The organism is Lacinutrix gracilariae (assembly GCF_042684485.1).
Classification (GTDB): Bacteria; Bacteroidota; Bacteroidia; order Flavobacteriales; family Flavobacteriaceae; genus Oceanihabitans; species Oceanihabitans gracilariae.
On record NZ_JBHULM010000007.1, the window covers coordinates 391,464 to 412,037 of the forward strand.

19 protein-coding genes are annotated in these 20,574 nt (G+C 31.3%); 9 read left to right on the top strand and 10 right to left on the bottom strand.

The window, feature by feature from the left end:
- Nucleotides 1-2: 2 nt before the first annotated feature.
- Nucleotides 3-659, top strand: coding sequence for an alpha/beta hydrolase (locus ACFSSB_RS04685; protein ID WP_379901494.1), 657 nt, complete (start codon nucleotides 3-5; stop codon nucleotides 657-659).
- 66 nt (nucleotides 660-725) lie between these two features.
- Here the strand turns inward: ACFSSB_RS04685 and ACFSSB_RS04690 are convergent, their stop codons facing one another.
- Nucleotides 726-1,229 (bottom strand): hydrolase, encoded by a 504-nt coding sequence (locus ACFSSB_RS04690; protein WP_379901498.1) that lies wholly within the window; start codon nucleotides 1,227-1,229, stop codon nucleotides 726-728.
- An 18-nt stretch (nucleotides 1,230-1,247) separates the two neighbouring features.
- The gene (locus ACFSSB_RS04695; protein ID WP_379901500.1) at nucleotides 1,248-2,009 is read right to left on the bottom strand and encodes an MBL fold metallo-hydrolase; all 762 of its coding nucleotides are present in this window, start codon (nucleotides 2,007-2,009) and stop codon (nucleotides 1,248-1,250) included.
- Between the two features lie 97 nt (nucleotides 2,010-2,106).
- Between ACFSSB_RS04695 and ACFSSB_RS04700 the strand changes: the two genes are divergently transcribed.
- Entirely contained in the window at nucleotides 2,107-3,561 is a 1,455-nt protein-coding gene (locus ACFSSB_RS04700; protein ID WP_379901502.1) for a TonB-dependent receptor, read from the top strand.
- A gap of 77 nt (nucleotides 3,562-3,638) precedes the next feature.
- Here the strand turns inward: ACFSSB_RS04700 and bcp are convergent, their stop codons facing one another.
- Nucleotides 3,639-4,094 (bottom strand): thioredoxin-dependent thiol peroxidase, encoded by a 456-nt coding sequence (gene bcp, locus ACFSSB_RS04705; RefSeq protein ID WP_379901504.1) that lies wholly within the window; start codon nucleotides 4,092-4,094, stop codon nucleotides 3,639-3,641.
- A 31-nt stretch (nucleotides 4,095-4,125) separates the two neighbouring features.
- Between bcp and ACFSSB_RS04710 the strand changes: the two genes are divergently transcribed.
- Nucleotides 4,126-4,782 carry an endonuclease III domain-containing protein gene (locus tag ACFSSB_RS04710; protein ID WP_379901506.1) on the top strand — a complete coding sequence of 219 codons (657 nt, stop codon included), beginning with the start codon at nucleotides 4,126-4,128 and terminating at the stop codon, nucleotides 4,780-4,782.
- Between the two features lie 245 nt (nucleotides 4,783-5,027).
- Here the strand turns inward: ACFSSB_RS04710 and ACFSSB_RS04715 are convergent, their stop codons facing one another.
- Nucleotides 5,028-5,612: an RNA polymerase sigma factor gene (locus tag ACFSSB_RS04715; RefSeq protein ID WP_379901509.1), complete on the bottom strand. Its 585-nt coding sequence runs from the start codon at nucleotides 5,610-5,612 to the stop codon at nucleotides 5,028-5,030.
- 243 nt (nucleotides 5,613-5,855) lie between these two features.
- On the opposite strand from ACFSSB_RS04715, the gene uvrA reads away from it, so the two are divergent.
- Nucleotides 5,856-8,642 (top strand): excinuclease ABC subunit UvrA, encoded by a 2,787-nt coding sequence (uvrA, locus tag ACFSSB_RS04720; RefSeq protein WP_379901511.1) that lies wholly within the window; start codon nucleotides 5,856-5,858, stop codon nucleotides 8,640-8,642.
- Nucleotides 8,643-8,798: 156 nt separating this feature from the next.
- Here the strand turns inward: uvrA and ACFSSB_RS04725 are convergent, their stop codons facing one another.
- A complete protein-coding gene (locus tag ACFSSB_RS04725; protein ID WP_379901513.1) occupies nucleotides 8,799-9,890 on the bottom strand; it encodes a DUF3667 domain-containing protein in 1,092 nt (363 codons plus the stop codon).
- Between the two features lie 168 nt (nucleotides 9,891-10,058).
- Between ACFSSB_RS04725 and ACFSSB_RS04730 the strand changes: the two genes are divergently transcribed.
- The 5 genes from ACFSSB_RS04730 to ACFSSB_RS04750 all read left to right on the top strand — a co-directional run bounded on the left by ACFSSB_RS04730 (nucleotide 10,059) and on the right by ACFSSB_RS04750 (nucleotide 13,861).
- The gene (locus tag ACFSSB_RS04730) at nucleotides 10,059-10,769 is read left to right on the top strand and encodes a hypothetical protein (RefSeq protein WP_379901516.1); all 711 of its coding nucleotides are present in this window, start codon (nucleotides 10,059-10,061) and stop codon (nucleotides 10,767-10,769) included.
- Between the two features lie 182 nt (nucleotides 10,770-10,951).
- Nucleotides 10,952-11,995: a GMP reductase gene (locus tag ACFSSB_RS04735; RefSeq protein WP_379901518.1), complete on the top strand. Its 1,044-nt coding sequence runs from the start codon at nucleotides 10,952-10,954 to the stop codon at nucleotides 11,993-11,995.
- 81 nt (nucleotides 11,996-12,076) lie between these two features.
- On the top strand, nucleotides 12,077-13,369 hold the full coding sequence (locus ACFSSB_RS04740) for a DEAD/DEAH box helicase (RefSeq protein ID WP_379901520.1): 1,293 nt from the start codon (nucleotides 12,077-12,079) through the stop codon (nucleotides 13,367-13,369).
- A 6-nt stretch (nucleotides 13,370-13,375) separates the two neighbouring features.
- The gene (locus ACFSSB_RS04745) at nucleotides 13,376-13,591 is read left to right on the top strand and encodes a DUF6500 family protein (RefSeq protein ID WP_379901522.1); all 216 of its coding nucleotides are present in this window, start codon (nucleotides 13,376-13,378) and stop codon (nucleotides 13,589-13,591) included.
- 42 nt (nucleotides 13,592-13,633) lie between these two features.
- Complete coding sequence (locus tag ACFSSB_RS04750; protein WP_379901524.1) at nucleotides 13,634-13,861, top strand: VF530 family protein; 228 nt, start codon at nucleotides 13,634-13,636, stop codon at nucleotides 13,859-13,861.
- A 1,596-nt stretch (nucleotides 13,862-15,457) separates the two neighbouring features.
- On the opposite strand, the gene ACFSSB_RS04755 is transcribed toward ACFSSB_RS04750, so the two are convergent.
- The 5 genes from ACFSSB_RS04755 to pfkA form a co-directional block, all read right to left on the bottom strand.
- Nucleotides 15,458-17,173 (bottom strand): phytoene desaturase family protein, encoded by a 1,716-nt coding sequence (locus ACFSSB_RS04755; RefSeq protein ID WP_379901526.1) that lies wholly within the window; start codon nucleotides 17,171-17,173, stop codon nucleotides 15,458-15,460.
- A 39-nt stretch (nucleotides 17,174-17,212) separates the two neighbouring features.
- Entirely contained in the window at nucleotides 17,213-17,575 is a 363-nt protein-coding gene (locus ACFSSB_RS04760) for a methylglyoxal synthase (RefSeq protein WP_379901528.1), read from the bottom strand.
- Nucleotides 17,575-18,438 carry an N-acetylglucosamine kinase gene (locus ACFSSB_RS04765; protein WP_379901530.1) on the bottom strand — a complete coding sequence of 288 codons (864 nt, stop codon included), beginning with the start codon at nucleotides 18,436-18,438 and terminating at the stop codon, nucleotides 17,575-17,577. The genes ACFSSB_RS04760 and ACFSSB_RS04765 overlap by 1 nt, the downstream gene beginning before the upstream one ends.
- Before the next feature lie 63 nt (nucleotides 18,439-18,501).
- Nucleotides 18,502-19,503 carry a type I glyceraldehyde-3-phosphate dehydrogenase gene (gap, locus tag ACFSSB_RS04770; protein WP_379901532.1) on the bottom strand — a complete coding sequence of 334 codons (1,002 nt, stop codon included), beginning with the start codon at nucleotides 19,501-19,503 and terminating at the stop codon, nucleotides 18,502-18,504.
- 59 nt (nucleotides 19,504-19,562) lie between these two features.
- Entirely contained in the window at nucleotides 19,563-20,549 is a 987-nt protein-coding gene (gene pfkA, locus ACFSSB_RS04775) for a 6-phosphofructokinase (protein ID WP_379901534.1), read from the bottom strand.
- Nucleotides 20,550-20,574: the final 25 nt, after the last annotated feature.

Below are 20,574 nucleotides of genomic sequence, written 5' to 3' on the forward strand. Positions count from 1 at the left end.
TAATGACTGCACAAAACCTTTCCCTTTATCATATAATTCGTGAATCTTCTTTAAAAGAAAATGCACCTTTATTAATATTATTTCATGGTTACGGAAGCGATGAAAATGATTTGTTTTCTTTTGCTGCCGAACTACCAGAAGAATTATTTATCATTTCTGTTAGAGCACCTCAAGCCATGCAACCTTATGGTAATGCTTGGTACACCATTAATTTTGATGCTACTGGAGCAAAATGGAGTGATGATGAAGAAGCTAAGCAATCTAGAGATTTAATAGCTAAATTTATAGATGAAGCAGTTGCTACTTATCCTGTTAACAAAAATAATGTAACCCTTTTAGGTTTTAGTCAAGGTACCATTTTAAGTTATGCAGTGGCACTTACCTATCCTGAAAAAGTAAATAATATTATTGCTTTAAGTGGTTATGTTAATCCTGCAATTTTACCTGCAGATATAGAAACCAAAGACTATTCTAAGCTTAACTTTTACTGTTCTCATGGTAGCGTAGATCAAGTAATTCCTGTAGATTGGGCTAGAAAAGCACCTGTATTTTTAAAATCTTTAAATATAAAACATGAATACAGTGAGTTTCCTGTAGGTCATGGTGTTGCTCCACAAAACTTTTATGCTTTAAAAGAGTGGCTTATAAATAAAATATAAATACGTATAATTTATATATAAAAAAAGACCACTAGTTATAGTGGTCTTTTTTTTTGTTCGTATTATTTAATTAGTAGGATATAATAACGAATCTACCACTTCAAACATGAGCTCGCCATTTTCACCAATGGTATATTTCAAGATTAATTCTCCCCAATATTCGCCATCATTAAAATTACAAATCAACCATTTGTGGTTTAGTACACGAATAGCATTAATAATCATTTTTCCTCCCGGAGACATTGCTGCATATGGCACTAACGGATTTCCTTCTTCTTGTGCGTTTAACTCATATAACGACTCTTCTATAAAAGCTATTAATTGGTCACTTTCATAACCACGCTTTTCAATATAATTTAAAGCTTCATCAGAATAGCTAAGGGTAAACTCAGACAAACCAAATGCCTTATCTTCTAAAACAGTAATAGAATCTTTATATTTTTCTATTTTCTTTACATAACCTTCAAGTTGTCTTTTATCTGCTTCAAATACGTTTTTTGAATTTACATATTGAAACACAACAAGTAATGCTGTAAAAACAAACAAATACATAAAAATTTTACTCTTCATAATAAATAGGTAATTAAATTAAAGGTTAATGGTTAATCCATCATAAGCTAAATACACGTTTTCAGGAAGTTTTTTTTGTACTTCTTCATGAAAACCTAACCAATGACTTATATGTGTTAAATAGGCTTTTTTAGGTTTTACCTTATCAATAAACGCTAAGGCTTCTTCTAAATTAAAATGCGATAAATGTTCTTTTTCGCGTAAAGCATTAACTACTAAAACATCTAAATTTTGTAGTTTTTCAACTTCTTTATCTGCAACCGTTTTCATATCTGTTAAATAGGCAAAATCTTGAAACCTAAATCCAAATACTTGTAAGGTATTATGCATACCATTAATAGGAGTCACTTTTAAATCCTCTATAAAAAATGGTGCATTGGTAATTACATGTTCCTCCACACTAGGTGCTCCTGGATATTTGTTTTCGGTTTCAAAAATATAATCAAACCTTTTTCTTAGCGATTGTAGTACTCTTTCATGTGCATAAACAGGAATATCTCCTTGTTTAAAAAAAAATGGTCTAATATCATCTAGTCCTGCTGTATGGTCTGCATGTTCATGCGTAAATAAAATAGCATCTAATTGGGTGGCTCTTTGATTTAGCATTTGTTGCCTAAAATCTGGACCACAATCTATAACATAAACACGATCTTCATGCGTTATCATTACAGACACACGTAATCTTTTATCTTTTTTATCCTCGCTTAAACAAACAGGATGCGTGCTTCCAATAACTGGAATACCTTGAGAAGTTCCTGTACCAAGAAAAGTTACTTTCAATTGTAGTAGATTTTAACAACAAAAATAAGTTTATTTTTTTGTTTGGTATACTAATTTAATATCTTTGTTTTAATAGCAAGTAAACCAAATAAATTAAATGGAAATAACCATTAAGGGAGATAAAGAGTTTGATGATGTACCTTCATTAAAAACTAAGGCACTACGTATAAACTTAAACGAAAATATTTATGGAACTTTTTCCGAAATAGGCGCAGGACAAGAAACGGTACGTCAATTTTTTAGAGCAGGTGGCGCTTCTGGTACAATAGCCAAAGCAATGTCTGCATATGATAAAGCATTTAGTGATGCTATTTATGGTATTGAAGACGATAAACGTTATGTTACAGAAGCACGTTTACGTAAGATGCTAAATCATGAAGTTAGATTAATGGAAGAACGATTAACTCGTGATGACCATCCTAACAAGTTATTTTTCTCTTATGCAAATACTGTAGCAACCATAGATTTTGCTAAAAAATACAAAGGCCATGGTTGGGTTGGTATTAAATACCAAATAGATCCAGACCAAGAGTATAATGAAATTATTCTGCATGTACGTTTTAAAGAAAACGATGCTAGACTACAACAAGAAACCTTAGGTGTTTTAGGAACAAACCTTATTTATGGTGCTTTTTATAAATATAATGAGCCTAAAAAACTATTAAAATACCTTTACGATCATTTAGATAAAGACCAATTAGAAATTGATACTATCAATTTTTCTGGACCTGTTTTTGAAGATGTAGATAATAGATTAATGAGTTTACAACTGGTAAAAAACGGAATGACAGATGCTGTCATGTTTGCTCCAGATGGTAATAATGTATTACCTGCTAAAGTACTTTACAAAAAGAATATATTAGCTCTTCGTGGTAGTTTTAGACCTGTTACTAAGGTAAATATGGATATGTTCCATACTTCTTATGACATGTTTATTAAAGAAAATAAAGTAGATGAAGCCAAAACACAAGTGGTTTTTGAAATTACTTTATCTAACCTTCGTGCTGAAGGAGAAATTGACGAACAAGACTTTATGGATAGAGCAAAATTACTTTGTTCTCTAGGTCAAACAGTACTAATTTCTAACTTTCAAGAGTATTATAAATTAGTAGAATACTTCTCACAATACTCTAAAGCTAGAATGGGTCTTGCTATGGGAGTAAATAACCTTGTAGATATTTTTGACGAAAAATACTATCGCCATTTAAGTGGAGGTATTTTAGAAGCATTTGGTAAATTATTCTTTAAAGATTTACGCGTGTATCTATATCCTATGGAAAATGAAAATGGTACTTTAACTACTAGTGAAGATTTAAAAGTACATCCTAGAATGAAAGAATTGTATAAATTCTTTAAATACAATGGTAAAGTAGTAGACATTACAGATTATGATCCTAAAATTCTTACTGTATTTTCTAGAACCGTTTTAAAAATGATTACCAACGGAGAAGCTGGTTGGGAAACTATGCTTCCTGAAGGTGTATCTAAAATTATAAAAGAGAAAAGTTTATTTAGTTGTGAAACCGAAGAGGTGTATAACGGAAACCAATAAACAAGCAATATATATTGTAATAAAAAAAGCGACCTTTTTAAAAGATCGCTTTTTTTTATGTTTTAAATCTTCTTGTTTTAAGATTCTAAAATCTGTGCTGCGTGATCCTTTGTTTTTACTTTATCAATTACTCGCGCTACTACTCCATTTTCATCTACTATAAAAGTTTTTCTATGAATACCATCGTAAACTTTTCCCATAAATTTCTTTTCTCCCCAAACACCAAAAGCATTTATTACTTCTTTTTCTTCATCTGCTAGCAAAGGAAAAGGAAATTCATATTTGTTTTTAAAATTGGTTTGTCTTTTTTCAGAATCTGCACTTACACCAAGTAATTCATATCCTTGATCTTGCAAAACTTTATAGTTATCACGTAAGTTACAAGCTTCTGCTGTACATCCTGGAGTACTTGCTTTAGGATAAAAGAAAACAATAAGTTTCTTTCCTTTATAATCGCTTAAAGATATAGCTTCGCCATCTTGATTATTTACTGTAAAATTTGGAACGGTATCTCCTACTTGTAATGTCTTCATATTTCTTATTTTTGCTATCAAAGATACAATAATGACTAAACAAGAAAAAGTAGATTTTGTTATAACAACGTTAAACAAGCTCTATCCAGAAATACCAATCCCTCTAGACCATAAAGATCCTTACACTTTATTAGTAGCTGTTTTGCTTTCCGCACAATGCACAGATGTACGTGTTAATAAAATTACTCCCTTACTTTTTGCTAAAGCAGATAATCCTTATGATATGGTAAAGCTTTCGGTAGAAGAAATCAAGGAAATTATAAAACCTTGTGGATTATCACCAATGAAAAGCAAAGGTATTTACGGCTTATCAAAGATTTTAATTGAAAAACACAATGGTATAGTACCAGAAAGTTTTGAAGCTTTAGAAGAACTTCCTGCTGTAGGTCATAAAACAGCAAGTGTAGTAATGAGCCAAGCTTTTGGTGTTCCTGCTTTTCCTGTAGATACGCACATACATAGATTAATGTATCGATGGAATTTAACCAACGGAAAAAACGTGAATCAAACCGAAAAAGATGCAAAACGATTATTCCCTAGAGAATTATGGAATGATTTGCACTTACAAATTATTTGGTATGGTAGAGAGTACTCTCCTGCAAGAGGATGGGATTTAGAAAAAGATATTATTACCAAAACCATTGGTAGAAGTACTGTTTTAAAAGAATACTACGCTAATAATAAATAACAATTCATAAAAAAATCCTGAAAATTAATTTTCAGGATTTTTTTTTATTAGTTAAGTACTGTTTCAAATTTTAACTTGTTGTATTCTAAAACGCTTAAAGATTTAGAATAACTAAGAAGAAAATCTATTGTTTCATTCTTAGGACTCATGTTAATTTGTTCACTTTTTAAATTTTTAGAGTAAAGTTTTGCCATCAAAATATGTTTTGGTTATACTTTACTAACGCAACTAATTTTATAATATTGTTAATTTGTCAAAATAATATTATGCTTATCAATAATTTTACGCATGTTTATTAATGCATAACGCATTCTTCCTAAAGCGGTATTTATGCTAACACCTGTTTTTTCAGAAATTTCTTTAAAGCTCATATCATTATACATACGCATAACTAAAACTTCTTTTTGATCTTCTGGTAACTCATTCATTACACGTCTAACATCACGTTCTACCTGATCTTTAATAATTGTTTTTTCTGCATCTAAAGCAGAATCACTTAGTACCGAAAAAATACTAAATTCACCACTATTACTAAATTTAGGCATTCTGTTACTTTTTCTAAAATGATCTATTACTAGGTTGTGAGAAATACGCATCACCCAAGGTAAAAACTTTCCTTCTTCATTATAAGAACCACGTTTTAAAGTACGTATTACTTTAATAAAGGTATCCTGAAAAATGTCTTCAGCAATATCTTTATCATATACTTTAGAGTAAATAAAACTGTAAATTCGTTGTTTGTGCCTGGTAATTAAAATTTCTAGCGCCTGTTCATTTCCTTGAATGTAGTTGCTAACAAGAGAAGCGTCGGTTATTAGTTCTTTTTGCATAATACTTACTTTTTTTGCACAGAAGAAAATCTTCTTATGCTTGGGGTTAAAAATTTAAAAAAGTAATGTTATGCTATATGCTGAAATTTAAGTTAAATTGTATTGAATGACTCAAATATAACAACAATCATTCCTAAAAAGCAAAAAATTAAATGTTTTTTTTAACATTTATTTACACAATAATCTATTTTATAAGCTGAACTAGTTATAGTATCTTTGCAAGATTATTCCTTTTAAAAGCTTATGAGTACTAATATTTCTAAAGTAAACCCTAAAACAAATATCATTATAAAAGGTGCAAAATTGCATAACCTTAAAAATATTGATGTAGTAATACCAAGAAATAAATTAGTAGTTATTACAGGTTTATCTGGTTCTGGTAAATCTAGTTTGGCTTTTGACACCTTATATGCTGAAGGACAAAGACGTTACGTAGAAAGCTTATCTAGTTATGCACGCCAATTTTTAGGCAGACTTAACAAACCAAAAGTAGATTATATTAAAGGTATTGCTCCTGCTATTGCTATTGAGCAAAAAGTAAACTCTACCAATCCGCGTTCTACAGTTGGTACTACCACAGAAATTTATGACTATTTAAAACTTTTATTTGCTAGAATTGGTAAAACCTATTCCCCAAAATCTGGAAATGAGGTAAAAAAAGATACTGTTGCAGATGTTATTAACTATGTAAAATCTTTTGACGATGGACAAAAACTACTACTCCTTGCTCCTATTCATTTAGAAGAAGGAAGAGAATTACAAGACAAACTTAAGGTTTTAAACCAGCAAGGATACGCTAGAATTAAAGTAAAAGATCAAATTATTCGTTTAGACGAAACACAAGACATTAAAGAAAATGTAAAAGATATTTTCTTGGTAGTAGATAGAATTATTACCAAAGACGATGAAGACTTTTATAACCGACTAGCAGATGCCACACAAACAGCTTTTTTTGAAGGAAAAGGCGAATGTTTTATAGAAACACTAAGCAATAATAAACAACGTCATTTTAGTAATAAATTTGAACTAGATGGTATTTCATTTTTAGAACCTAACGTACATTTATTTAGTTTTAATAATCCATATGGAGCCTGTCCTAAGTGCGAAGGTTATGGTGATGTTATTGGTATAGATGAAGATTTAGTAATACCAAATACAGCACTTTCTGTGTATGAAAATGCTATTTTTCCTTGGCGAGGAGAAAGTATGAGTTGGTACAAAGACCAATTAGTAAATAACTCACATCATTTTAATTTTCCTATTCACAAGCCTTATTTTGAGTTAAGTGCAGCACAAAAACAGCTTATTTGGGAAGGAAACCAATATTTTGAAGGTTTAAATGATTTCTTTGCAGAGCTTGAAAGCAAAGCATATAAAATACAAAACCGTGTAATGCTTTCGCGTTACAGAGGTAAAACAAAGTGTAAAGTTTGTAATGGTAAACGTTTACGTGTAGAAGCCAATTATATTAAAATTGGAGACGCAACAATTACAGATTTGGTAGAAATGCCTTTACGTAAATTAGCTCTTTTCTTTAAGCAATTAGAACTTAATACCTATGATGAAACCGTTGCTAAAAGACTTTTAAAAGAAATAAATAGCCGACTTTCCTTTTTATCAAACGTAGGTTTAGACTACTTAACTTTAAATAGAAAATCAAACACACTTTCTGGAGGAGAAAGCCAACGTATTAACCTAGCAACCTCTTTAGGTAGTAGCTTGGTTGGTTCTATGTATATTTTAGATGAGCCTAGTATTGGTCTGCATCCTAAAGATACCGAACGCTTAATTGTAGTACTAAAAGCACTTCGTGATTTGGGTAACACAGTTATAGTTGTAGAGCATGATGAAGACATCATGAAAGAAGCAGATGAAATTATTGATATTGGTCCAGAAGCTGGTACTTTTGGTGGTAACGTAGTTGCTACAGGAACTTTTAAAGACATTTTAAAATCTAATTCTTTAACTGCGCAATATTTAAATGAAAAACTAAAAATTGAAGTTCCTAAAAAACGAAGAACCTCAAAATATAATATTCAAGTGCTTGGAGCAAGAGAAAACAATCTAAAAAATGTAGATGTTACTTTTCCTCTAAACATGTTAACTGTAGTTACAGGAGTTTCTGGAAGCGGAAAAAGTACCTTGGTAAAAAAGATTCTTTTTCCTGCAATACAAAAACATCTAACTGGTTTTGGTGATAAACCAGGACAGTTTTCCGAATTAAAAGGAAACTATAGCAACGTAAAACATATAGAGTTTATAGATCAGAACCCAATTGGTCGTTCGTCAAGATCAAACCCTGTTACCTACGTAAAGGCTTATGATGATATACGTTCTTTATATGCTAGTCAAAAATTAAGCAAAATAAGAAACTATGCTGCTAAACACTTTAGTTTTAATGTAGATGGTGGACGCTGTGAAACTTGTAAAGGTGAAGGTGAAGTTACTATTGAAATGCAATTTATGGCAGACGTGCATTTAGAGTGCGAAACCTGTAAAGGAAAACGTTTTAAAAAGGAAGTTTTAGAAGTTACCTTTGGTAATAAAAATATAGATGATATTTTAAATCTTACTATAGATGATGCCATTACCTTTTTTAAAGCTCACGAACAGAAAAAAATACACACCAAACTACAACCATTACAAGATGTTGGTTTAGGTTATGTTACATTAGGGCAAAGCTCTTCTACTCTTTCTGGTGGTGAAGCACAACGAATTAAACTGGCAACCTTTTTAGGTAAAGGCTCCAGACAAGAAAATGCCTTGTTTATTTTTGATGAACCTACTACAGGATTACACTTTCATGATATTCAAAAATTACTTAAATCTTTTTATGCTTTAATTGAAAAAGGACATTCTATTCTTGTTGTAGAGCATAATTTAGAACTGATTAAATGTGCAGATTACATCATTGATTTAGGTCCTGAAGGAGGAGAAAATGGAGGAAAACTTGTAGCAGCAGGAACTCCTGAAGAAGTTGTAAAAATAAAAGATTCTGTTACAGCGCACTATTTAAAAGATAAACTGTAATCTGCCTGTTATACCAAGAAATTCTTTTTGCTTTGTGGTAATTTCATCAACCTAAAAAGATAAGTTTCTATCGTTTTAGTTTTTCAGTAAAAATTTCATCATAGAGCATAATAAAAAATCTGCTGTATAAGTGCGATTGCCTCATTATTGAAGCATTTAAAAATTCATAACTGCAAACACAAGTACAATACATCCTGCAGTAAATGCAACAGGAATAAAGAACAGTGTTACAAAACTTGTTTTTAAAAAGCTTTTAAACCAACCTTGTTTATAAAAACGTTTTATAGCTATAAAAAGATATATAAAAGTAGATAAAACAATTAAATTATCTATCCAATCTGGAATATCTACCATATAATTAACACCTATAATAAGGCTAAAAACAGTAAATAAAAAGGCAAAGTAGTAGAAACTAAATACCAAATGATGTGCATACCTTCCGCTTTTTCTAAAGAACAGTTTTAATAGTAATGCAAAAATTGGTAAAATAAAAAACATGGCAATAGACATAGTATCAAAAAACGTTTGAAATATTCCGCCTGCCTTTCTTTGTTTATAAAACTTTAGTCCTTGACTATAAAAACGTTTTTTTAGGTTTCCATCGCTTTCTTTAAGTCCTAATTCTTTATAAATAATAGCATCAGGAGTATTTTTTGCTATTAAAGAATCTAACTTTTTAAATTCATCCAAAGAAAAATCAACGGCTCTAAAATTTTCACCAGAAACAATAGAATCTATTTGTTTATCTGTAAAGCCTGTATAGATTTTATTTTCTTGTAAAACCTTCCTCACTTCTATTCTATCTAAAGAATCTTGTTGTATTCTATCCGTTAATGTAATCAGGTTTAGTGAGTCTTTTACAGGATCTCCTGTATTTATATCTAATTCTTTTACTTGATTAAATACTTTACCTACTTCTTTATCAAATTGATTAGACCAAGTATTTACCCTAAAAGAGTTTAAAAAGAAAAACACAATAGCAACAAACAAATACATTTGAGCAGGATGTAAATACAACAAACGTTTTCCTGCTATAAATTTTTCGGCTAAATAACCTGGTTTAAAAAGTAACGGAAAGAAGCTCTTAAAAAAACGAGCATCAAATGAAAAATAATTACTTATGGTATTATAAAATAAAAGCCCAAGCGTTAAATCGTCTTTATCTTTTTGTCCACAATGCGGACAAAACTCATAAGCTTCATCAAAAGGTTTTTCGCAATTCTTACAATTTTTTAATTGTACAGACATGTTTTTAGTTGGTTTCTATAAAAATAGAAAAAACTAAGCAATAAAATACATCATGTAAAAAACTGATAATAAAACACATACGTTTTTGGCACGACAATTGAAACTAACTAAACAAATAGCGTACGCCGAAAAGCTAAATGAGTAGGCATAATCTAATACCTAAATACTATGAAAAAATTAGTACTATTATGTACAGGAGTGTTAATGACATTAACATCTGTAACAGCAGCAGAAAAAATTACTGCAACACAAAAACAAGGTGAAGATTTAATTAATTCACGCTACAGTTTTATACAACCTATCCAGTTTATAGAACGCGGTGTAGAGTTTTTAATTTTTCCTGACGGAAGTTTTGATTTTAATACCCATTTAGAGGACACACAAGGAGATTCTTATTACAAAACAACAAGCACACGTACTAGTGCTAGAACCAATACTAGAACAAGAACTGTAAATACTACATTTGGTGCTCCTGGTACTAGAGTAACATATACAGCTTCAAGCACACCTACAGAAGGTGTAATTATAACGCATGATAGTAATGGTAAAGTGCGAAGAATTGGTAATGTATTTGTTAACTATAACAGAGAAGGACAAGTAAAACGTTTAGGTTCTGTATATATTAATTATAACAGATACGGAATGTTAGACCAAGTTGGTGGCTTACAAATACATTATGATAGATACGCAAACGTAATTGCAATTACAGGTCAAGTAAACTACAGTAACCAAGGTTATAATGTTTTTATTTCAGATTATGATGTACACAATAATTGGGATAATGACCATAACAACTATAACAACGACGATTATTATTACTATAAAAAAAATGGTAAAACAGTTAAGCAACCAAAGCTTAAAAAAATAAAGAGATCGTAAATTTTTATAAATAAAATAACAGAACCTCACGAGACAGTTACCCAAAGCGACTTCGTGAGGTTTTTTATTTTTATACCTATCAACACTTGTTAACAATTAATTCTTACCACAAAGACATTTTGTTTTTACAACAATAGAATATCATTTACATTTACGAGTAATCCAAAAAAAATTTACTCCCAATGCGAATAGAATATGATATAAAATTAGGCTTTAAAGATGTAATGATTAGACCTAAACGCTCTACTTTAAAGAGCAGATCTCAAGTGTCTTTACAGCAAGAATTTAAATTTTTAAATAGTAAAACCGTTTATAAAGGCATACCAATTATGGCTGCTAATATGGATACTGTTGGTACTTTTGAAATGGCTTTGGCATTAAGTGAAAAAGGATTATTTACAGCAATACACAAACACTATACTATTGCAGAATGGGAAAAATTCACCAAAAATGCTCCCGAAAACATTGCAGATTATATTGCTATAAGTACAGGAACAGGAAAAAATGATGCAGAAAAACTAGCTGCTATTTTTAATGTAAATCCTGATTATAAATTTATTTGTATTGATGTTGCCAATGGCTACTCAGAGCATTTTGTAGATTTTGTAAAACGTACTAGAGCACAATATCCTGATAAAGTAATTATTGCTGGTAATGTAGTTACTGGCGAAATGGTAGAAGAATTATTACTTGCAGGTGCAGACATTATTAAAGTAGGTATTGGACCAGGAAGCGTTTGTACTACACGTGTAAAAACAGGTGTTGGTTATCCGCAACTCTCAGCAATTATAGAGTGTGCAGATGCTGCACATGGCTTAGGTGGTCATATTATTAGTGATGGTGGATGCACTATTCCTGGTGATATTGCAAAAGCTTTTGGTGCTGCAGCAGACTTTGTAATGCTTGGTGGTATGCTAGCTGGTCACGAAGAATCAGGAGGTGAACTTATTGAAAAAAACGGAAAGCAATACAAACAATTTTATGGTATGAGCTCAAAAACAGCCATGCAAAAACATGTTGGTGGTGTTGCAGAATATAGAGCTAGCGAAGGAAAAACTGTTACAGTACCATTTAAAGGAAAAGTAGAAAACACCTTACAAGATATTCTTGGTGGTTTACGAAGCACATGTACCTACGTTGGTGCTTCTCGTTTAAAAGAACTTACTAAAAGAACCACTTTTATTCGAGTAGCAGAACAAGAAAACCAAGTTTATACTAAAGAATAAACAGCTACAACAAATAATTAAAGCGTACCTTTGCAACTTATTACAAATGGCATATATAATTTGTCATTTAACAATTACTATATGTCATTTAAATCTTTAGGCTTATCTGAAGCCTTATTGAAAGCTATCCAGAAAAAAGGATACACTACTCCAAGTCCAATTCAACAAAAAGCAATTCCTCCTGTATTATTAGGAGTAGATGTTTTGGCATCTGCACAAACCGGAACCGGAAAAACTGCAGGTTTTACTTTACCTTTATTACATCTTCTTTCCGAAAATCCGAAAGCAAAATACAGACCTATTCGTGCTTTAATTTTAACTCCTACAAGAGAATTAGCTGCGCAAGTATATGCTAATGTTAGAGAATACAGCGAATTTTTAAATATTAGATCTGCCGTAATTTTTGGTGGAGTAAATCAAAAACCACAAGCAGCAACCATACGTCAAGGTGTAGATGTATTGGTAGCAACTCCTGGACGTTTATTAGATTTAGAAAGCCAAGGCTTACTATCTTTAAAACGTGTAGAAATATTTGTTTTAGACGAAGCAGATAGAATGCTAGATATGGGATTTTTAAGAGACATTGAGCGTGTCATGAAATTAATGCCTGAAAAAAGACAAAACTTAATGTTTTCGGCAACCTTTAGTAAAGACATTAAAAAACTTGCTAACGGTATTTTAAACCAACCTGTACAAGTAGAAGCTACTCCAGAAAACAGTACTGTAGATGCTATTAACCAAAAAATATATCGCGTTGCTAAGTCTAAAAAAGCAGCCTTATTATTAAAGTTAATTATTGAAGGTCAATGGGAGCAAGTTTTAGTTTTTACACGTACCAAACATGGTGCAAATAACTTAACTAAAAAATTACTAGGCGCAAATATTTCTGCGGCTGCCATACACGGAAACAAAAGTCAAGGAGCAAGAACCAAAGCTTTAAAAGGCTTTAAAAACGGAACAATTAGTGTTTTAGTTGCTACAGATATTGCTGCTAGAGGTCTTGATATTCCTTTGTTGCCACATGTTGTAAATTATGAAATACCTAATATCTCTGAAGATTATGTGCATAGAATTGGTAGAACAGGTCGTGCTGGAGCAAAAGGTGAAGCGGTTTCTTTAGTTTGTACAGAAGAGCTTGGTTATTTACGTGATATTGAAAAATTAGTTGGTATTAAAATACCTACTGAAACGCTAGAAGGTTTTGAACCTGATCCTAATGAGCCAAATGCTCCTAAAAAACAAGGACAAGGAAGAAATAGAAACTCGCGTGCTGGTAATTCTAACTCTAAAGGAAGAAACAACCAGAAAAAAAAGGAAGGAAACAAGCCAAATTCTAACAGTAGAAATAGAAATTCTAGACGAAGCCGAAATTAATAAAACATGACTGAAGTTTTAAGAGCTAAAATAATTCAAGTCTGTAATCAAAAAATACAGCAAAAAGGAGAAAACGTAGGATTGTCTTTTTATGCATTTTTTGCCAATAAAAATGACAATCCTGAGTTATTAATGGAAGCTGCTACTTGGTGGATAATGACACATAAGTTAGACCATTTTGAAAAAGCGGTTAAAATTTTAGCACTTGTAGCTAGTAAATAAAAATCATCTAATAATACTCCTGCTTACACAGTAATTATAATCATGGAAAAACAACCTAACAACCCTTTACATGGTGTAAAACTAGAACAAATTATAAATGAGTTGGTTGCGCATTATGGTTGGGAATATTTAGGCTATAACATTAATATTAGATGTTTTACCCACGATCCTTCAGTAAAATCTAGTTTAAAATTTTTACGACGTACTCCTTGGGCTAGAACTAAAGTAGAGAAATTTTATTTAGAGATGTTATCTAAAAAAAGAAAGTAGTAAAGTCTACTGCTTTCTTATTATAGAATGTTATAGATTTCTCGACAAGCTCGAAATGACAAACTCGATAGAAATACCTTAAATATTAAATAGAAACTCTATGTCATTCCGACTAGCAAGGAGGAATCTTTTTTAAGATACTTTTACTCTAAATTTTTTAAAACTATACTAGAGCGAATAGATATGCATTCATTGCTTAAATCAAAAGCCATTTTTATGGAGTATAGATTTCTCGACAAGCTCGAAATGATAAACTCGATAGAAATACCTTAAATATTAAATAGAAATTCAGTGTCATTCCGAATAACAATGAGGAATCTTTTTTAAAATACTTCTACTCTATCTTTTTTTAACTATACTAGAGTGAATAGGTATTCATTAATTGCTTAAATAAGAAGCTACTTTAATGGAGTATAGATTTCTCGACAAGCTCGAAATAACAAAATCGATGGAAACAACTTAAATATTAAATAGAAACTCTGTGTCATTCCGAATAACAATGAGGAATCTTTTTTAAGCTACTTCTACTCTATATTTTTTAAAATTATACTAGAGAGAATAGATATTCATTCATTGCTTAAAATAAGAAGCTATTTTTATGAAGTATAGATTTCTCGACAAACTCGAAATGACAAACTCGATAGAAATACCTTAAATATTAATTGGAAACTCTGTGTCATTCCGACTAGCAAGGAGGAATCTTTCTTAAGATACTTCTACCCTATCTTTTTTAAAATTATACTTGAGTAAATAGGTATTCATTCACAACTTAAAATAAGAAGCTATTTTTATGGAGTATAGATTTCTCGACAAGCTCGAAATGACAAGCTCGATAGAAATACCTTAAATATTAAATAGAAACTCTGTGTCATTCCGACGAGAATGGACGAATCTTTTTTAGGATACTTCTACTCTATCTTTTTTAAAACTATACTAGATTGAATAGGTATTCATTCATTGCTTAAATAAAAGCTATTTTAATGGAGTATAGATTTCTCGACAAGCTCGAAATGACAAAATCGATGGAAACAACTTAAATATTAAATAGAAACTCTGTGTCATTCCGACTAGCAAGGAGGAATCTTTCTTAAGATACTTCTACCCTATCTTTTTTAAAATTATACTTGAGTAAATAGGTATTCATTCACAACTTAAAATAAGAAGCTATTTTTATGGAGTATAGATTTCTCGACAAGCTCGAAATGACAAGCTCGATAGAAATACCTTAAATATTAAATAGAAACTCTGTGTCATTCCGACGAGAATGGAGGAATCTTTTTTAAGCTACTTTTACTCTATCTTTTTTTTAATTATACTAGAGCGAATAGGTATTCATTCATTGCTTAAATAAAAGCTATTTTAATGGAGTATAGATTTCTCGACAAGCTCGAAATAACAAACTCGATAGAAATACCTTAAATATTACATAGAAACTCTATGTCATTCCGACGAGTAAGGAGGAATCTTTTTTAAGCTACTTCTACACTATCTTTTTTAAAATTATACTAGAGAGAATAGATATGCATTCATTGCTTAAAATAAGAAGCTATTTTTATGGAGTATAGATTTCTCGACAAGCTTGAAATGAAAATAAAATTACTTATCTACATTTTGAAAAACATCATTTTTTGCCAAACGTTGCTTTTTAACTTCCATCTTTTTTAACATCCAATCAGGATAATTAGAAGCATCTTCTGCTTCAAAAATTCGGAGTTCTTGAGTCTTATCTTCTTTTAATAAATCGTCTTGTTGGCAACCTAAAATAGTAGCAGCTGTTTGCACACCAGAATAACCTGCTCCTGTTACACCATGTGCTGCAATAGATGCTCCACACATATATAAGTTCTCTATTTCTGTTTTTGGTTTATATGCAAAAGGACCTATATGACGTAAGCTTTTTTCGGTACCATACACGCTACCTTCTGTAGAATTTATATAATACTCATTAGTCATTGGTGTACCTAATTCTTTGTGTACTATTTTACTAGTTATTCCTGGTACTACCTTTTCTAAAGTGACTAAAAATTTATTTATAATTTGTTCTTTAAATGCTAAATATTCTGGAGAACGCTCTGTGGTTTCCCCTTTAAATTTTTCAAAAGCATCATAATGAATATATGTTATAGCTTCTAAAGTGTGGTATCTACCATCAAAACTAATTGGATCTTTTAAAGAAGTGCAACTAATAAACATTCCTGAAAATTCTTCACCTTCTAGAATGTCTTTTTTCTGCATATCTGCAAAAGAATCATCCATATCTTGGTTTGGAATTTTCCAGATATTACCAGAATCTAATCCTGCTTTTTTAACATCCATATCTACGGTTAAAAAGAGCATTAATGAAGTACAAGAGTAGGTTGTTTTGTTTAATTTTTTCAACAATTTTGCACTCAAATTTTCTTTTCCGATAAGGTTAAGATAAGTAATTCCTGGATCTGCATTAGAAATAATTCGTTGTGCAAAAATCTTTTCTCCTGAAGCCAATTCTACACCAACCGCTTTTTTATTTTTAATGCCTTTTTCTAACAAAATACGCTTTACAGAAGCACTTGTTTTTACAGTACCTTGAAAAGATTTTATTTTATTCGTCATGGCTTTTACTAGAGCTCCTCCTCCACCCATTGGGTAAAATCCGCCTTCAGCATAATGACACATAATAGCTGCATGCATGATAAAACTTGCTTTTGCTGGAGGCAAACCATGATTACCAAATTGTATGTTTAATATGTTTTGAAGTAAAGGGTCTTTAACGTGCCAATTTATTACACGTTTAAGAGTAAAAGGAGAGTATTTCCCCATGTGTTTTGTACGAAACGGAATGGTTAATTGTTGCCATAATCCTTTAACTTTAGGTATAAGCTGCAATTGTCTGCCTACGTTTCTAACTAACCTTAGGTATTTTATGATGCCTTTTTTCTCGTGCGGAAATTTAGCGATTAAATCTTGTTGAAATTCCTCCCAATTGGCAGAATAGTTAAAACGCTCATCACCAATCCAACAATGATCAAACCCTTTTGGGTTCATTCTATAAAAGCCAATATCATTTGCTATTCCTAAACCAGCATATAATTGGTTAGAAGATTCTCCTGGACTCATTAAACCTACATAGTGTACGCCTGGAGTAAATCTATATCCATTTAAGTAAAAGCTGTGACACCAACCACCAGGAACATCATGCTGTTCAAGAACTAAAACTTTTTGTCCTGCTCTTGCCAAGCAAATAGCAGAAGTTAAGCCACCTACTCCAGATCCTATAATTATAGTATCATATACATTTGGTGCCTTAGTTTCTGTAACGAATTCCTTTTTCATGTGTTACAAGATAATTCTATTTTTTAGAATACTTGAAACTTAAATTGCTTTTATTAGTAATTCTGCAGTTGCAAGGTTGGTAGCTAAAGGCACATCATGCACATCACACAATCGCATAAGCATCAGTACATCTGGTTCGTGTGGATGTTTTTCTAGAGGATCTCTAAAAAACAAGACCATATCACATTTTCCTTCGGCAACTCTTGCTGCTATTTGTGCATCACCACCAAGTGGTCCTGAAAGTAATCTAGTCACTTCAAAACCTGCTTTTTTAACTTTTTTACCTGTAGTACCTGTAGATATTAAGGAAATACTTTTTTGAAGTAATATTGTTTTATGTTCATTTAAAAACTGAACCATTTCAGCTTTTTTTCCGTCGTGTGCTATAATTGCTATTTCCATTAACTTAAATCCTTTACGTGAAATTTTAATAAACCTTCAATAGGTCTTCTTTCAAAGTTACCAACAGTAAAACCTAGTTCTTTAGCAACTTCTTTTATTTCGTCTTGAGAATAAAACGCTATAGAACCTGCAAAATGAACAGGAACGTTTGGTAATACATCTTTAAATTGGAATATCATGTTTTTTGCAAACAGTTTAATTCCGTTTTTAATTAAATTAGAGATATAAGTAGACTCTTTATTTAAAAACATAAATTCTGCAAAAGCAGCTAAATATGCATTTGGGTTTGGTTGTTTGTATAGATTGTATTTTATGTAGTCTGACTCCACATTATACTTACTAGCAAAGGCTACTTTTAAATCTTCTGGCATATGATTAAAATAGTAATCACGAATTAATTGCTTACCAAAATAATTACCCGAAGCATCATCCATAAGCGTATAGCCTAAAGAGTTTACACGTTGGTGTAATTGTTGACCATCAAAATAACTACAATTAGATCCTGTACCTAAAATACAAACCACTGCAGCTTCGTCTTTACTATTTAGTGTAGCTCTTACAGCAGCCATAGTATCTTCTTGCACTTCAACAACTGCATTTTTAAAAACAGATTCTAAGACGCCTTTTAAAAGCATTTTTGGCTTTTCGGTACCACAACCAGCACCATAAAAGAAAATATGTGTTACGTCTTTTTTATTTTCCATTAGAATATCACTACTCTTAATGGTTTTTTTTAGTTTTTTTTCTGAAAGAATTGCAGGATTTAGTCCTTTCGTTCTTACTTTTTCAAAACATTGTTTTCCGTTTTTGTCTACTGCAATCCAATCGCATTTTGTAGAGCCACTATCTACTATTAATATCATAAGCTAAATGTAAAAAAAAAGCTGCTCAAAATGAATGAGCAGCTATATTTTTTTTATTAATTATTAAAGAGAATTAACATGTAAAGCTAAATCTACTAATTTGTTTGAATAACCAAACTCATTATCATACCAAGATACTAGCTTAAAGAATCCTGAGTTTAACTCAATAGAAGCTTCAGAATCAAAGATACTTGTTCTGTCATCGCTTACAAAGTCTTGAGATACTACCATTTCATCTGTATATCCTAAAACACCATTCATTTCTCCTTGCGAAGCTTTTTTCATTGCTGCTTTAATATCTTCTAAAGAAGTATCCTTTTTTGTTTTTACTGTTAAGTCTACTACAGAAACATCTACAGTAGGAACTCTAAATGCCATACCTGTAATTTTTCCGTCTAATTCTGGAATTACTTTACCAACAGCTTTTGCTGCTCCTGTAGAGGTAGGAATAATATTGTTCATTGCAGAACGACCTAATCTATAGTTTTTTCTAGAAGGAGCATCTACAGTATATTGTGTTGAAGTAGCTGCGTGAATAGTTGTCATTAAAGCTTCTTCAATACCAAAGTTATCTTCAATTACTTTAGCAATTGGTGCTAAACAGTTTGTTGTACAAGATGCATTAGAAACAATATTATCTGATGCAGTTACTGTATTATGGTTAACACCCATTACAAACATAGGAGCATCTTTACTTGGTGCAGAAATTACTACTTTTTTAGCACCTGCTTGAATGTGGTAATCTGCAGTTTCTAAAGTAGTAAAGATACCTGTACATTCTGCTACAACATCTACTCCTGCTTCATCCCATTTTAAGTTTTTAGGATCTCTTTCTGCAGTGATACGAATAGTTTTTCCGTCAACCACAAGGTTTCCATCTTTAACTTCAATGGTACCATCAAATCTACCATGTACAGAATCATACTCTAACAAGTATGCTAAATGATCTACATCTAACAAATCGTTTATTGCTACTACTTCTACATTTTCTCTTTTAATAGTTGCACGAAAGACAATTCTTCCAATTCTACCAAATCCGTTAATTCCTAATTTTAATGTTGACATATTATATTTATTGATATTATGTGCATTTTAACAAACACACGTTTAATTTATATTTAATTTTATATTGACATGATGTCTGAAACTCTAAGGAGTTCCGTATTAATTTTTGATTTTCCTTTTACTGCTTGATCAAATGGAGTTACATCTATTACATCGTTTTTAAGTCCGACCATGAAATTACTGTGTCCATCAATCAGGCTTTCTACAGCTTTTACTCCCATTCTACTAGCTAACACGCGATCAAAACAAGAAGGAGCTCCACCACGTTGCATGTGTCCTAAAACAGAAACACGTACTTCGTATTCTGTCATGTTTTCTTCTACATAATCTTTAAGTTCAAAAACATTTTTTCCTATTTTATCTCCTTCAGCTACTACAACAATACTTGAAGATTTTCCAGATTTTTTACTTCGTCTTAAAGACTCTAAAAGTCTTTCTAAACCTAAATCTTCTTCTGGAATTAAAATTTCTTCCGCTCCAGCGCCAATACCTACATTTAAGGCAATATGCCCAACATCTCTTCCCATTACTTCAACAAAGAATAAACGGTTATGAGAACTTGCGGTATCTCTAATTTTATCAATTACTTCTACAACTGTATTTAAAGCAGTATCGTAGCCTAAAGTATGTGTAGTACCAAAAATATCGTTATCGATAGTTCCTGGTATACCCATTACTGGGAAATTAAATTCTTGATTAAAAATCATTGCACCAGTAAAACTACCATCTCCACCAATTACTACAAAAGCTTCTATTCCTGCTTTTACTAATTGTTGGTGTGCTTTTTCTCTTCCTTCTTTGGTTCTAAATTCTTTAGATCGTGCAGACTTTAAGATTGTACCTCCTTTGTTAATAATGCCTTTTACACTACGTGCATCCATTTTAACAAAGTCACCTTCAATCATGCCTTCATATCCACGATAAATACCAAAACATTCTATGTTATGATATGCACATGCTCTTACTACAGAACGTATTGCAGCATTCATTCCTGGAGAGTCTCCTCCAGAAGTCATAACTCCTATTTTTTTTATGGTTTTTGCCATTATTTTATCTATTATTTAGTAAAGC

Bases quoted from the DNA above. Each gene is read 5' to 3' on its own strand.
- ACFSSB_RS04685 (WP_379901494.1), top strand. From the start codon at position 3: ATGACTGCACAAAACCTTTCCCTTTATCATATAATTCGTGAATCTTCT.
- ACFSSB_RS04690 (WP_379901498.1), bottom strand. From the start codon at position 1,229: ATGAAGAGTAAAATTTTTATGTATTTGTTTGTTTTTACAGCATTACTT.
- ACFSSB_RS04700 (WP_379901502.1), top strand. From the start codon at position 2,107: ATGGAAATAACCATTAAGGGAGATAAAGAGTTTGATGATGTACCTTCA.
- bcp (WP_379901504.1), bottom strand. From the start codon at position 4,094: ATGAAGACATTACAAGTAGGAGATACCGTTCCAAATTTTACAGTAAAT.
- ACFSSB_RS04710 (WP_379901506.1), top strand. From the start codon at position 4,126: ATGACTAAACAAGAAAAAGTAGATTTTGTTATAACAACGTTAAACAAG.
- ACFSSB_RS04715 (WP_379901509.1), bottom strand. From the start codon at position 5,612: ATGCAAAAAGAACTAATAACCGACGCTTCTCTTGTTAGCAACTACATT.
- uvrA (WP_379901511.1), top strand. From the start codon at position 5,856: ATGAGTACTAATATTTCTAAAGTAAACCCTAAAACAAATATCATTATA.
- ACFSSB_RS04725 (WP_379901513.1), bottom strand. From the start codon at position 9,890: ATGTCTGTACAATTAAAAAATTGTAAGAATTGCGAAAAACCTTTTGAT.
- ACFSSB_RS04730 (WP_379901516.1), top strand. From the start codon at position 10,059: ATGAAAAAATTAGTACTATTATGTACAGGAGTGTTAATGACATTAACA.
- ACFSSB_RS04735 (WP_379901518.1), top strand. From the start codon at position 10,952: ATGCGAATAGAATATGATATAAAATTAGGCTTTAAAGATGTAATGATT.
- ACFSSB_RS04740 (WP_379901520.1), top strand. From the start codon at position 12,077: ATGTCATTTAAATCTTTAGGCTTATCTGAAGCCTTATTGAAAGCTATC.
- ACFSSB_RS04745 (WP_379901522.1), top strand. From the start codon at position 13,376: ATGACTGAAGTTTTAAGAGCTAAAATAATTCAAGTCTGTAATCAAAAA.
- ACFSSB_RS04750 (WP_379901524.1), top strand. From the start codon at position 13,634: ATGGAAAAACAACCTAACAACCCTTTACATGGTGTAAAACTAGAACAA.
- ACFSSB_RS04755 (WP_379901526.1), bottom strand. From the start codon at position 17,173: ATGAAAAAGGAATTCGTTACAGAAACTAAGGCACCAAATGTATATGAT.
- ACFSSB_RS04760 (WP_379901528.1), bottom strand. From the start codon at position 17,575: ATGGAAATAGCAATTATAGCACACGACGGAAAAAAAGCTGAAATGGTT.
- ACFSSB_RS04765 (WP_379901530.1), bottom strand. From the start codon at position 18,438: ATGATATTAATAGTAGATAGTGGCTCTACAAAATGCGATTGGATTGCA.
- gap (WP_379901532.1), bottom strand. From the start codon at position 19,503: ATGTCAACATTAAAATTAGGAATTAACGGATTTGGTAGAATTGGAAGA.
- pfkA (WP_379901534.1), bottom strand. From the start codon at position 20,549: ATGGCAAAAACCATAAAAAAAATAGGAGTTATGACTTCTGGAGGAGAC.